This window comes from Anabaenopsis elenkinii CCIBt3563, from assembly GCF_015245355.1.
Lineage (GTDB): Bacteria > Cyanobacteriota > Cyanobacteriia > Cyanobacteriales > Nostocaceae > Anabaenopsis > Anabaenopsis elenkinii.
Genome location: NZ_CP063311.1, coordinates 1,635,015 through 1,648,216 on the forward strand (window position 1 = coordinate 1,635,015; position 13,202 = coordinate 1,648,216).

Annotated in this window: 10 protein-coding genes; 8 read left to right on the forward strand and 2 right to left on the reverse strand. The window is 42.3% G+C overall.

Annotated elements, in window-relative coordinates; translation table 11 throughout:
- Window positions 1–80 precede the first annotated feature (80 nt).
- Window positions 81–1,514, forward strand: a complete 1,434-nt coding sequence (locus tag IM676_RS07360) for a class I SAM-dependent DNA methyltransferase (RefSeq protein WP_200989596.1) — start codon at window positions 81–83, stop codon at window positions 1,512–1,514.
- Window positions 1,515–1,600: 86 nt separating this feature from the next.
- On the opposite strand, the gene IM676_RS07365 is transcribed toward IM676_RS07360, so the two are convergent.
- The gene (locus tag IM676_RS07365) at window positions 1,601–2,626 is read right to left on the reverse strand and encodes an IS701 family transposase (RefSeq protein WP_200990017.1); all 1,026 of its coding nucleotides are present in this window, start codon (window positions 2,624–2,626) and stop codon (window positions 1,601–1,603) included.
- A 106-nt stretch (window positions 2,627–2,732) separates the two neighbouring features.
- On the opposite strand from IM676_RS07365, the gene IM676_RS07370 reads away from it, so the two are divergent.
- Window positions 2,733–3,839 (forward strand): restriction endonuclease subunit S, encoded by a 1,107-nt coding sequence (locus IM676_RS07370; protein WP_225880509.1) that lies wholly within the window; start codon window positions 2,733–2,735, stop codon window positions 3,837–3,839.
- Between the two features lie 497 nt (window positions 3,840–4,336).
- On the opposite strand, the gene IM676_RS07375 is transcribed toward IM676_RS07370, so the two are convergent.
- Window positions 4,337–4,498, reverse strand: a complete 162-nt coding sequence (locus IM676_RS07375) for a hypothetical protein (protein ID WP_200989597.1) — start codon at window positions 4,496–4,498, stop codon at window positions 4,337–4,339.
- Window positions 4,499–4,625: 127 nt separating this feature from the next.
- Here IM676_RS07375 and topA point away from each other — a divergent pair, with 127 nt between their 5' ends.
- From topA to IM676_RS07405, 6 genes are all read left to right on the forward strand, one after another.
- Complete coding sequence (gene topA, locus IM676_RS07380) at window positions 4,626–7,268, forward strand: type I DNA topoisomerase (protein ID WP_200989598.1); 2,643 nt, start codon at window positions 4,626–4,628, stop codon at window positions 7,266–7,268.
- Window positions 7,269–7,611: 343 nt separating this feature from the next.
- On the forward strand, window positions 7,612–7,749 hold the full coding sequence (locus tag IM676_RS07385; protein WP_200989599.1) for a hypothetical protein: 138 nt from the start codon (window positions 7,612–7,614) through the stop codon (window positions 7,747–7,749).
- Between the two features lie 12 nt (window positions 7,750–7,761).
- Window positions 7,762–8,232, forward strand: coding sequence for a type II 3-dehydroquinate dehydratase (aroQ, locus tag IM676_RS07390; protein ID WP_404799828.1), 471 nt, complete (start codon window positions 7,762–7,764; stop codon window positions 8,230–8,232).
- Between the two features lie 148 nt (window positions 8,233–8,380).
- Window positions 8,381–9,475, forward strand: coding sequence for a glycerol dehydrogenase (locus tag IM676_RS07395; RefSeq protein ID WP_200989600.1), 1,095 nt, complete (start codon window positions 8,381–8,383; stop codon window positions 9,473–9,475).
- Window positions 9,476–9,483: 8 nt separating this feature from the next.
- A complete protein-coding gene (locus IM676_RS07400) occupies window positions 9,484–10,419 on the forward strand; it encodes an ADP-ribosylglycohydrolase family protein (protein WP_200989601.1) in 936 nt (311 codons plus the stop codon).
- Between the two features lie 240 nt (window positions 10,420–10,659).
- Complete coding sequence (locus tag IM676_RS07405) at window positions 10,660–13,200, forward strand: HD family phosphohydrolase (RefSeq protein WP_200989602.1); 2,541 nt, start codon at window positions 10,660–10,662, stop codon at window positions 13,198–13,200.
- Window positions 13,201–13,202 lie beyond the last annotated feature (2 nt).

Sequence of the window (13,202 nt, forward strand, 5' to 3'; positions counted from 1 at the left end):
TTAAATTCGTAGTTGGGCTATAGCCCACTAACTAACTATCTTGTCCGCTGTTAATCCTGGGGAAAATCCTGATCTGAATTATGGTAGCTACCTCTGATATTGTACAAAAGCTGTGGAATCTATGTGATGTTTTACGGGATGATGGCGTTACATACCTACAATATGTCACAGAGTTAACCTATCTGCTATTTCTGAAAATGGCTCAGGAAACAGGAGCAGAAAAGCAATTACCAGAGGGTTACCGCTGGGGTGATTTAGTTGCTCAGAATGGGGTAGAACAACTAGAATTTTATCGATCGCTCCTATTAATGTTAGGTTCTAAAAATTCCGCTCAAAGAGTACAGACAATTTTCGCTAATGCTCAAACTTCCCTCAAGCAACCCCGCATCCTCAAAAAACTACTAACCAGTATTGATGGTTTAGATTGGTTCTCGGATCATCGAGATGAGTTTGGGGATTTGTACGAAGGACTGTTACAAAAAAACGCCGATGAAAAGAAATCTGGCGCGGGTCAGTATTTTACCCCCAGACCATTAATTGATTCTATGGTTGACCTGCTCAAACCACAACCAGGAGAGTTAATACAAGACCCCGCAGCGGGTACGGGTGGGTTTTTAATTGCAAGCGATCGCTATATCCGTCAATACCATGACCCCTTTGACTGGACAGAAGCACAACAAGACTTTCAACAGCATCAAGCGCTTTATGGTATGGAGTTAGTGCAAGATGCTCACCGCTTGCTGTTAATGAATATGATGTTACACGGCATTGAAGGTAATGTAAATTTAGGTGATACCCTTTCTTCAACAGGACAGCGATTACCCAAAGCCGATGTCATTCTTACTAATCCTCCCTTTGGGACAAAAAAAGGAGGGGGTTTACCTTCCAGGGATGATTTTACCTATTCCACCTCTAATAAACAACTGGCATTTTTACAGCACATCTACAGATCACTGAAACCAGGGGGAAGAGCAGGGGTAGTTTTACCGGATAACGTCCTGTTTGAGGATGGACAAGGTAAATCTATCCGCGCTGATTTGATGAATAAATGTAATTTACATACTATTCTCAGGTTACCAACTGGTATATTTTATGCTCAGGGTGTCAAAACTAATGTGTTATTTTTCCAACGGGGGACAACAGAAAAAGATAACACTAAGGCAGTTTGGATCTATGATATGCGTACTAATATGCCGAGCTTTGGTAAACGTTCCCCCCTGACTCGTAACCATTTTACTGAGTTTGACCAGTGCTATGGGGATGACCCCAATGGTGATAGTCCCCGGGTAGATTTGGGTGAAGATGGGCGTTTTCGCTGCTTTACCAGGGAGTATATTACAGAACGTCATGAAAATTTAGATATTTCCTGGTTACGGGATGATAGTTTACAATCTGGGGATTTACCGGAACCAGAGGTAATTGCTGCTGAGATTTTAGCAAAACTGCAATTTGCCACACAGGAGATGGAAGCTTTAGTTATGTTACTGAATGGGGATGATGTGAGTTTTTCCTAGGGTTAAAGAAGGTAAATGGTAAGAAATTAAAGGTAAAGTTTCTTTTCTAGGACTTACGCATTGACAAAAAATATGATCTATGATATCTAGATCATGCGATCGCTATTAAGATTAGCAAAAATATGCTCACGTACAACTAAAGTAAACAGATTCCGTTGTATTTCATACCAATTGCTAATTATTTTTTCAGAGCGCATAAACTCCAACTTAACAAAAGCTTGAAGTGAACAAAAGATGTGAGTCTTAATTGCATGAGTATCCCTAACCATGAACCGACAAATTCCACATACTTGTTTTATGGCTCGATGAAAGGTTTCAATTCCCCAATGAGTATCATGAATTGTCATAAATTCATTTCTAGTTATATCCTCGATTCTTTCCTCATCTGGAAGATACAAAATATAGTGTCTAGAGTCTTCTTTTTTAAAGTCTTTCCTAAACAACTTTATAAATCCAAATTCTTTCAGATGAGTCCTTAATCCTTCTTCGGGAATAGCCAGAGTGCTTACTTGACAATACTTGTGTGGCTCATTTGAAACAGTTCTATTTTTTTCAATTCCGAAGAGAAAACCCAATTTCTGGTTTTTTAGGAATTTCAAATTTTCTACTCCTGAATACCAACTATCACCTGTTACAATTCTGGGTTTGACTCCCCAGCTTATTATTTCACTTACCATTTCTCTAAAATAATCGTTTTTTGTTTTTCCCTCCTTTTTATCATATATTCTGTAATTTATTGGCACTGAATTACCATGAATATCACTGTAATATAGAGTGATTAAATTTAAGCCAATAATTGTTTTATGGGCTTTACCTGACCAAAAATAACCGATTAATTCAGCATTTTTGGGGTCGCTGTAAATCTTTTCTATCACTGTATCATCTACACTTAGTATTCCTCCTACCAAGTTAATAACTTTTTCTATAATGTTGAATAAATCTTTCGGTTCATATCGCTCTCTCAATAAAAAGCGATTCACACTATCATGTGAAACGTCTCCTAATATCTCTGCTAACCTACTGCACCCCCCAAACTTTGGCTCTGACAGTAAAAATAAGGTGTATAGGTCTAGATTGCATTGCGCTGTGGATGGTTTCGTGATTTTTCTAATTGTCTGATACCTAGCAAGTAGACGACCTATATTTATCAATTCACTATTTTGTTATTCTGTCAATGCGTAACTCCTACTAGCTATTAACCAAAATCTTGAATATCTTATTAATAAAGCACATGGTGGGGTAGGTTTGGCACATATTACCAAAGGTAAATTTGAACAAACTAAAATCCCCCTCCCACCACTAAACGAACAAAAACGCATAGTAACCAAAATAGAAGAGTTAACCGATCGCACTCAAAAAGCCAAGGAAGCCTTAGACAGTATACCTCAATTGTGCGATCGCTTTCGTCAATCTGTCCTTGCTGCTGCCTTCCGAGGTGATTTAACCAAAGAGTGGCGCGAACAAAATCCAGACGTTGAACATGCTTCAGTTTTACTTAAAAGAACATCAGAAAAACTAGGACAGGATTTTAATCTTATTAATCAAAAGATTAACGAGGATAAAAAGACTTTACATCATTCTTGGGCTTGGGCAAAGTTAAAGCTATTTACTCAAAACATCCAAGCTGGGAAAAACTTCTCTTGCCTTGAAGTACCTGTCACTGATAATACAGTTGGTATTGTCAAAATTAGTGCAGTAACTTGGGGTAAATTTGACCCTACAGAAACTAAAACAGTAATAGATGATTCAAAAATAGATTCTAATGTTTTTATTAGAAAAGGTGATTTTCTTATTTCCAGAGCGAACACAATAGAACTTGTTGGGGCTTCAGTTGTAGTTGATGAAATTAATTATAGTATCATGCTAAGTGATAAGGTTTGGCGTGTTAAATTTCTAGAAATTAATCAAGAATTTATTAATTTTTATCTAAAATCAATTGATGGAAGAAAAGAAATTGAAAGTCGAGCTACTGGTAATCAAGTTTCAATGCGTAATATTTCTCAAAATGCCTTTAAAGAAATTACCATTGCTATTCCCTCACTAAAAGAACAAAAAGAAATAGTTTCAAAAATTCAGACTCTATTCAAAATTATTGACAACATAGAAAAACAGCATAAGCAAGCAGCCGAGAAACTAGAAACACTAAATCAATCAATCCTAGCCAAAGCCTTCCGGGGTGAACTAGTACCCCAAGACCCTAACGATGAACCAGCATCCCTATTGCTAGAACGAATTAAAAGCGAGCAAGAGAAATTAACCCCCAGCAAACCAAAAAGTAAAAGAACTACTAAACCCAAGAAGAAACCCAACGCCATAGAATCATAGATCAACCTTTCCATACAGAGGCGATCGACTAAGAGAATGTTTGTCAAGTCAAGAAAGCTCAAGTAACCATATATTAAACAGGTAATTTTTATCTTAGGGAACACACCGAACACACGAAAAACAATCAAATCCAGTCCCTCCCCTTACAAGGAGAGGGTTAGGGTGGGGTGAAACAATAGTTGATACACTAATCATGACTTATCAAACATCCTCTTAGAGGATGTTTGCAAAGTATTAAACAGGTAATTTTTATCTTAGGGAACACACCGAACACACGAAAAACAATCAAATCCAGTCCCCTCCCCTGACAAGGGGAGGGTTAGGGTGGGGTAAAATAATATTCGATACACTAATCATGACTTGACAAACATCTTCTAAGCTTCCGACCCATCACCCCTCACCCATCACCCGTCACCCGTCACCCGTCACCCCTCACCCGTCACCCCTCACCCGTCACCCATCACCCGTCAGATGAAACTTGAGGGGGATTTTGCAAACTAGATTCGCCAATTCTGCCTCAGATAAGTTAAAGATTGAAATAGCTGGTGATTCATCGCCAGCATTTCCCCAACCCATCCTCTAGGAAGAACCGCGCCATTAACTTGGTGTATTTTCATCTGGTGAGGATTAACGTGTGATAGCTTGCGTGGCGTAGCCATAGATTAAATCACAGCCCTAAGCGTGACGTTTTATCTTGACATTTCACCGATAGCTTGCGTGGCGTAGCCATAATCACATCAATTTGACTGTTTAGCTAGCATAGCTACTCTTTTTCTTGAAATTTCCATGTCAACTCTCGTCATCGTCGAATCTCCGACCAAAGCTCGTACCATTCGCAACTACCTACCAAAAAACTATCGGGTAGAAGCGTCTATGGGTCATGTCCGTGACTTACCCCAATCAGCCACGGAAATTCCCGCCGCTGTCAAAGCGGAACCGTGGGCCCAGCTGGGGGTAAATGTAGAAGCCGACTTTGAACCGGTGTATGTAGTCCCCAAAGACAAAAAGAAAGTTGTCACCCAGCTTAAAGAAGCCCTCAAAGAAGCAGATGAACTGATTCTGGCAACTGACGAAGACCGGGAAGGTGAAAGCATCAGTTGGCATTTATACCAACTGCTCAAGCCAAAAGTTCCCACTAAGCGAATGGTCTTTCACGAGATTACCCAAGAAGCTATTAAAAAAGCTTTGAAAAACTGCCGCAATATTGATGAGCAGTTAGTTCGTGCCCAAGAAACACGGCGGATTTTGGATCGATTAGTCGGGTATACCCTGTCTCCCCTACTGTGGAAAAAAATCGCCTGGGGATTATCCGCAGGAAGAGTACAGTCAGTAGCTGTGAGACTTTTAGTCACCAAGGAGCGCCAACGGCGAGCCTTCCATGAAGGTACATATTGGGATTTAAAAGCTAACTTAGTGCAGGAAAAAACTCCCTTTGGCGCTGTGTTAGTGACACTGGGCGGAACAAAAGTAGCCACTGGTAGTGATTTTGACTCAGCCACCGGACAAATTACCTCCGGGCGCAATGTCTTGTTACTCAACGAAGCCCAAGCGATCGCCCTCAAACAAAGGCTGACGGGCAAAACCTGGAATGTCAACAACATCGATGAACGAGGCGTAACACGTAAACCAGCACCACCCTTTACCACCTCCACACTCCAACAAGAATCAAACCGTAAACTGCGTCTCTCAGCCAGAGACACCATGCGGATTGCCCAGAATTTGTATGAGCAAGGGTATATTACCTATATGCGGACCGATTCAGTACATTTGTCTGATCAGGCAATCACCGCGGCTCGTACCTGTGTAGAACAACTTTACGGTAAAAACTACCTCAGTCCCCAACCCCGCCAATACACCACCAAATCTAAGGGCGCACAAGAAGCCCACGAAGCCATTCGCCCCGCTGGGAGCAGTTTCCGTACTCCCCAAGAAACAGGTTTAAGCGGTCGGGAACTGGCTGTTTATGACTTGATTTGGAAGCGTACCGTCGCTAGTCAAATGGCTGACTGTCGCCAAACCCAAATTACTGTACAGTTGCAAGTTGAAGATGCTGGCTTTCGTTCTTCTGGTAAGCGGATTGATTTTCCTGGATTCTTGCGTGCTTATGTAGAAGGTTCCGATGATCCAGAGGCGGCCTTAGAAGATCAAGAGGTAATTTTACCCAGTTTGAAAGTGGGGGATCATCCCAATTGTACCGACCTAGAAGCCGTGGGTCACGAAACCCAACCCCCAGCTAGATATACCGAAGCCACCCTGGTGAAAACTCTAGAAAGTGAGGGTATTGGCCGCCCTAGTACCTACGCGAGTATCATCGGTACAATCATCGATAAGGGTTATGCCCAATTAGTGAGTAATGCCTTGATTCCTACTTTCACGGCTTTCGCCGTCACAAATCTTCTAGAAAATTATTTCCCGGATATTGTCGATCCTGGTTTCACCTCCAAGATGGAACAAACTCTAGATGATATTGCTACAGGGGAAGTTAATTGGTTACCTTATTTGCGGCAATTTTATCTAGGAGACAAAGGTTTAGACACTCTAGTTAAAGAACAAGAACATCAAATTGATGCCACTCTTGCCAGAACCATATTATTAGAAAATTTAGGGGCTAAAGTCCGTATTGGTAAATATGGCCCCTACATCGAAATGGAGAATGATGGTACTGTGGTTACTGCCTCAATTCCCAAAGACTTGACACCCTCTGACCTTGACCCCAAACAGGTAGAAGTACTGCTGCGGCAAAAAACCACCAGACCAGACCAGGTAGGTCGCCATCCAGAAACTGGCGAACCCATTTATCTGAAAATTGGTGCTTATGGTCCCTATGTACAGTTGGGTGATAAAACTGAGGAAAATCCCAAACCCAAACAAGCATCTTTGCCCAAGGGAGTCACCTCGGAAAATGTTACTTTAGATATGGCTGTGGGTCTGTTGGCTCTACCCCGGACCTTGGGAGTTCATCCGGTGACAGGTCACAAAATTAAAGCTAGTTTGGGGCGCTTTGGTCCTTACGTTGTTCACGACCAGGGGAAGGAAGGAAAAGATTATCGCTCCCTCAAAGCTGGTGATGATGTGCTGACAGTTTCCCTGGAACGAGCATTAGAATTATTATCTGAACCGAAAAAGGGACGCGGAGCCAGCCGTAGCAATTCCAAGACCGCTTTACGTGAGTTGGGTATGCACCCCCAGGAGGGTACGCCAGTGAATATTTATGATGGCCCCTATGGTCCTTATATTAAGCATGGGAAAGTTAATGTCGGCATCCCAGAAGGTCATTCGGTAGAAGATATAACTCTATCTACAGCCCTAGAATTATTAGCAGTGAAAGCGTCTACAAAGAAATCTACTCGCAAGACTACTACATCTACCACATCTCGAACCAAGTCAACTGCTAAGTCATCTCAGACTAAGGCTAAAAAAAATGACTAACAAGCTGAGTTAAGGTGAAGACAAGTCCATAGTGGTGATCACACTTACTAACTATGGGCTGTTACCCCTTCCATAAATTTACCGTGCCATGATGATGTCTGACTAAATAACTTGTGCATTATTATATACCGTAGATAAAATATGGGGGGTTTACCCGTTACAACTTGTAATGTGATACTCTAAAAAGTAGGGTTGATCACAAAAGCTAATTCTAGAAGTGGCTGACTTGTAGAATGGTGCAGTTGGTGTCAGCCTGTTCTCAAACTAGAGGTGCAAAAATACGCGATTTATGCGTAGCCATTAGTCAAAATATTGAGGTAGTATCTCAGGAGCAGTCAGTTCAATGGACTATATAGATAAAGTGCTAGAAAAGCTAAAAGCGTTGGCACGCAAGCTCATTGAAGGTTTACTAGGGCCAGGAGCAGAGCCAGAACCGGAACTAATTCCGATTCCTGTTAATGAGCGATCGCGTCGTCGTTAAGAGCTGAAAAAATTGAACTCGTCTTCGCCAATTATTAGTATTTTAGTACTGCACGGGCCCAATTTAAATTTACTAGGACAGCGAGAACCGGGAATTTATGGTTCCTTGACTCTGGCTGAAATTAACCGCTTGTTAGAAGAAAAAGCTTTGGAGTTGCAAGCGGTAGTAATTCCTGTGCAGTCAAATCATGAAGGGGTTTTGGTAGATCAGATTCATGGGGCTTTAGGAAAACATCAGGGAATTTTAATTAATGCGGGGGCTTATACCCATACAAGTCTGGCTTTGCGGGATGCGATCGCCGGTGTGAATCTACCCACAGTGGAAGTACATTTAAGTAATATTTATCGCCGGGAAGATTTTCGCCACCATTCTTTCATTGCGCCCGTGTCTATCGGCCAAATCAGTGGTTTTGGTGTGCAAAGTTATTTGTTAGGTTTACAGGCTCTCGTGGATCACTTAAGAAATCAAGTTAAAAAACATTGATTTTCCTAAAAATTTGTCATATTTTGCGGTAAGTAAAACTGTCTAGACTTAAACTAGGCTTAAGATTGATTTGATAGGTATCAGGTAGCCCTAGTGTCGGCATTATTTAACGCGAATATATAAAATTATTTGGAATCAGGAGTAGCCCATGATTACTACTGCCATTTTCCCATCCCGATATGTTCAAGGTAGCAATGCTATCAAGTTGCTCGGTGAAGAATTAAGTCGTTTAGGTCAAAAAGCCCTTGTCATCATAGATCCGGTGATTTTTGGGCAATTCCAACCCTTGATTGAAGAGTTCACCGCGGGAAAAGTCGAAGTATATCTCAAACGCTTTGGGGGTGAATGCTGCAATGGCGAAATTGATAAACATATATCAACAGCTACAAGTTATCAAGTAGATTTAATTGTCGGTGTGGGAGGCGGAAAAACCATCGACACAGCCAAAGCTACCGCCCATCAATTAAAACTTCCCGTCGCCATTGTCCCCACTATTGCCTCAACTGATGCCCCATGTAGCGCCCTATCAGTGATTTACACCCCCGAAGGCCTATGGGAACGCTATCTGGTCTTACCCCGCAACCCAGACTTGGTTTTAGTAGATACAAGTATTATCGCCCAAGCCCCAGTCCGCTTTCTGGTATCAGGTATGGGAGATGCCCTCGCTACCTGGTTTGAAGCAGAAGATTGTCAGATTAAACGCGCTAAAAATATGACCGGGCGCATGGGTCCGATAACCGCCTTTAGTCTAGCCCATCTGTGCTATGAAACCTTGTTAGAATATGGGGTTCACGCAAAAACCGCTTGTGAACAAAATGTAGTTACTCCGGCTTTGGAACGGGTGGTTGAAGCAAACACGTTACTGAGTGGACTCGGCTTTGAAAGTGGCGGACTGGCTGCAGCCCATGCCATTCATAATGGGTTTACAGTGCTTGAAGAAACTAAGAAGTTTTGGCATGGTGAAAAGGTGGCATTTGGGGTGCTGGCAATGCTAATTTTAACTGATCGCCCAAGTGCGGTGATTGATCGGGTCTTTGGCTTCTGTGAGTCGGTGGGATTACCAACTACCCTAGCTGATTTAGGACTGGAGGGAGTTAGTCGCGATCGCTTATTTTTAGCGGCGCAGCAGGCTTGTAGTGCCGGCGAAACCATTTATAATGAACCATGTGAAATTACCCCTGAAAGTGTCCTAGCGGCCTTGTGTACTGCTGATGCGGAGGGAAAGCGACGGCGACAATTATAATTTTTATTATGCGCTACCCACTGATTAATAGGTTTAAAGGTGCTTTATTAGGAGCATTACTGGGTGAGATTTTAGCAAAGGATGGCAAAAGGCAGGATTATATTAGCTGTGATGTTAGCCAAATACTCCTTCTGGGTACTAAAAACTTAATAGAGCTAGGTAAATTAGATTTAGATAACTGGCCAGACGAGCATTTAAAAGCATCTCCTGATTTAAACTGTACTGATGGGCTTTTGCTCAGAGCTATGATTGCCACATTACCAGTGGCACTTTTTTTTCATGATCACAGCACCCACCTACGTCAACAATTACTGGAGATGTTGCCAATATGGGGCGGTGAACCAGTGATCAGGGATGGCACACTAGCAGTAGGATACGCGATCGCCAAATCCCTCACAGAAGAACTTCATCCTCAAACCCTCATACCCGAAATCATCAGCTTTATTGGCGACACATCCACACTCTTACCAGATAAATTAATAAAACTGAATAATTTGTTATATCAAGGAGTTGGGTTAGAAACAGTACAAGCAGAATTTAGTAGAGAGGATGATATTGGTCATGCTATTATCATGGGGTTTTACTGCTTTCTGAGCACTGTGGAAGACCTGCAATTCGCGGTTTTGCGTGCTGCTCACAGAGAGCATACTAGGGAGGGAGAAACTGGAAATTTACATTCTGCAACTATCAGTATAATTACTGGTGCATTATCAGGGGCTTACAATAGTAGCTTAGGTATTCCTGTAAAATGGCATGGTTTATTATCCCCTAATAATTCCATGACTCCAGTGCTAGAATTAGCTGATGTACTGGTTGCTGTATGGTCAGGAGTGTATGATCCCCCACTACATTTGAATGAGTACCCACAGGGGCGATGTCTGAGATATGAAGAACAGGCTCCGCTTTGCGTCTTTGCATCCCCTCGCGTTATTCAGTCCCGTTAAGATGATAGTCAGCTTTGCAGCTAGAAGCCCACAATACCACTGAATAAGTAGAAAATTTATTAGTTTTATCCTCTCTAAAAATAACCTGATGTAGGTAGCTATGGTGTGCAATTGGCTTCAGGTAGATACCATGACTGATGTTCTGTTACCTGTGGTAATGCGAGCGATCGCATCCACAAAACCTAGGGGTTCTTTGATGATTGTCTTGTTTTGAGTTATCAAAGTCAGCAGCCAGAAATTATGAAAAAGCAGGGATTTTCTCAGGATTTTGACAACAGCAAACACCAAAAACCAGAAATAGCACTCAGAAGCATGGTAAAACAGGGCAGAACTAGATGGGGGATTGACGTACTATATCCAGGCTGGTTGCATTCTCAGCGTTCCTCTGTGGTTTTGGTCATCGCTATCCTATCTCTAACTGGGGTCATGGGGCATAAACTATACAATCAACCCCAACTGACAGTAGGTACTCCAGCACCGGAAACCATCAAAGCACCCTATACTGCTAGCATTGAGGATAAAGCACAAACAGAAGCCAAACGCCAAGCCGCCAGTAAAAGCTCCATACCAGTTTTGATGGTAGATGCCCAAAAGACGGAAATTATCAACAAAAATTTACACAAACTGTTGGAGCAAGGCAATAGTATCCGTACATTGGCTGGAGTTTTTCCGTTTTTTGATACAACAGTCGTCTCTATTCCTACCCAGCATTATCTTCGTTCCTGTTCTGCGGCAGAATGGAAAACCTTACTGGCAAGTTTAGGAAAAAATACCCCAAACCAGTCAAGCTTGTTAGTGAACCCAAACAGAAGTAACCCCGGAAATAGAGACAGAACGAGCCTAGCAGAAAAACTGCCCTTATTTCCATCATCTACGGGTTCAGCTAATCTAGCCTTGTTTGTGTCTCCTAGGGATGAAAAACCCGTTGATATTACCCAGAACACTGACTTGGCTCAAGCAGTAGCAGAACTCAAAGCTTATCGCGCCGCCACTTCAGGGAAAAATTTGGATTCACTCATATTGCAAACCTCCCAAGCACGGCAAAAATATAGCCAAGCAAGAATCCAACTGTTACAGCAAGAGTTAGCCAGTCCCCAGAAAGTTTACACTCAAACCACTCTCCTAAAATTATCAGATGACGAATGGCAGCAAGCACAAACACGAATTCGCCAGAGCGCTGATAGGATTCTGGCTCAGGGGATTCCCCCGGGATTACCTGCAAGTATTCTAGAGAATGCAGTCAAGCTGAACATCCAGGAAAATATCCCCAAAAATGCCGAACTTTTGGTAACTAACGTGTTATTAGCTGTGCTGCAACCCAATCTCAAGACTGATGAAGAACAAACGAAACAACAAATACAGCAAGTGTCAGATAGAGTATCACCTGTAATGGTCAAGGTAGAGCAAGGAGATCTGATTGTTACCAAAGGAGAAGATATTACTCAATGGCACTTTGATGTCCTGCAATATTATCAATTAATTCGTAGGGAGAATAACTGGCGAGAATTGATGAAATTAGCCAGTATGATCACAGCAGCAATTGGGATTTTTGTTGTGGTTGGGAAAAAAAACAAGTGTAAATTGCGGCAGCGTGATTACCTTTTAGTACTGCTACTTACCCTTACTACCCCAGCAGTCATAGCCTTAGGCTTAACATATACCACTTGGAGCGCGGTGGGGTTACTGTTGGGTAGCTTTTATGCACCTGCCTTAGGTACTACTGTAGTGGTACTGCTGTTGCTAATTCTACCAATGACAGTGGAAATCAGCATAATTTCCCTGTTAGCTGGTGGGGCGGCGGGAGTATTAGGGAGTACCATGGCGCAAAAATTGCGATCGCGCGAAGAATTGGCATTATTGGGTGTGGCGATCGCCGCGACTCAAGGTGGTATGTACCTGATCATGAAGCTGCTTATCGGTGCGGTATTTGGCGCAGGTTGGTATGGCGTACTTGAGACAGCAGGATTATTTGCATTATCTGGTTTAGCCTGGAGTATTGTAGCCTTGGGCTTAAGTCCTTATCTAGAAAAACTATTTGATTTAGTTACCCCCATTCGACTAGCTGAACTAGCTAATCCCAATCGCCCCCTATTAAAAAAACTGGCTACTCAAACCCCTGGAACCTTTCAGCATACCCTGTTGGTGGCTACTCTAGCTGAAGCTGCAGCCAAAAAGCTCGGATGTAATGTAGAACTAGTTAGAGCAGGAACTCTGTATCACGATATCGGCAAAATGCACGATCCCCTGGGATTTATTGAAAATCAAATGGGAGGGTCTAACAAACATGAAACAGAGATTAAAGATCCTTGGAAGAGTGCAGAAATTATCAAAAAGCACGTAAGTGAAGGGTTGGTGATGGCGCAAAAACACCTTTTACCCACAGCTATTCAAGCTTTTATTCCTGAGCATCAAGGAACAATATTGATTGCCTATTTTTATCACCAAGCACTACAAATGTCCCAGGAAGACCCCAGCTTAATAGTCAATGAGGCTGATTTTCGCTATGATGGACCGATTCCCCAATCCCGGGAAACTGGCATAGTCATGTTAGCAGATTCTTGTGAAGCGGCGCTGCGATCGCTTAAAGATGCTACTCCAGAACAAGCCTTAACCATGCTAAATAATGTTATCCGTGGCAAATGGCAAGATAATCAAATGGTAGACTCAGGACTGACAAGACAAGAAATGTCAGAAATTAGCCGGATTTTTGTGGATGTTTGGCAGCAATTTCACCACAAGCGTATTGCTTATCCTAAGTTCAAGGTGGGTAAGAATGGTTAGAA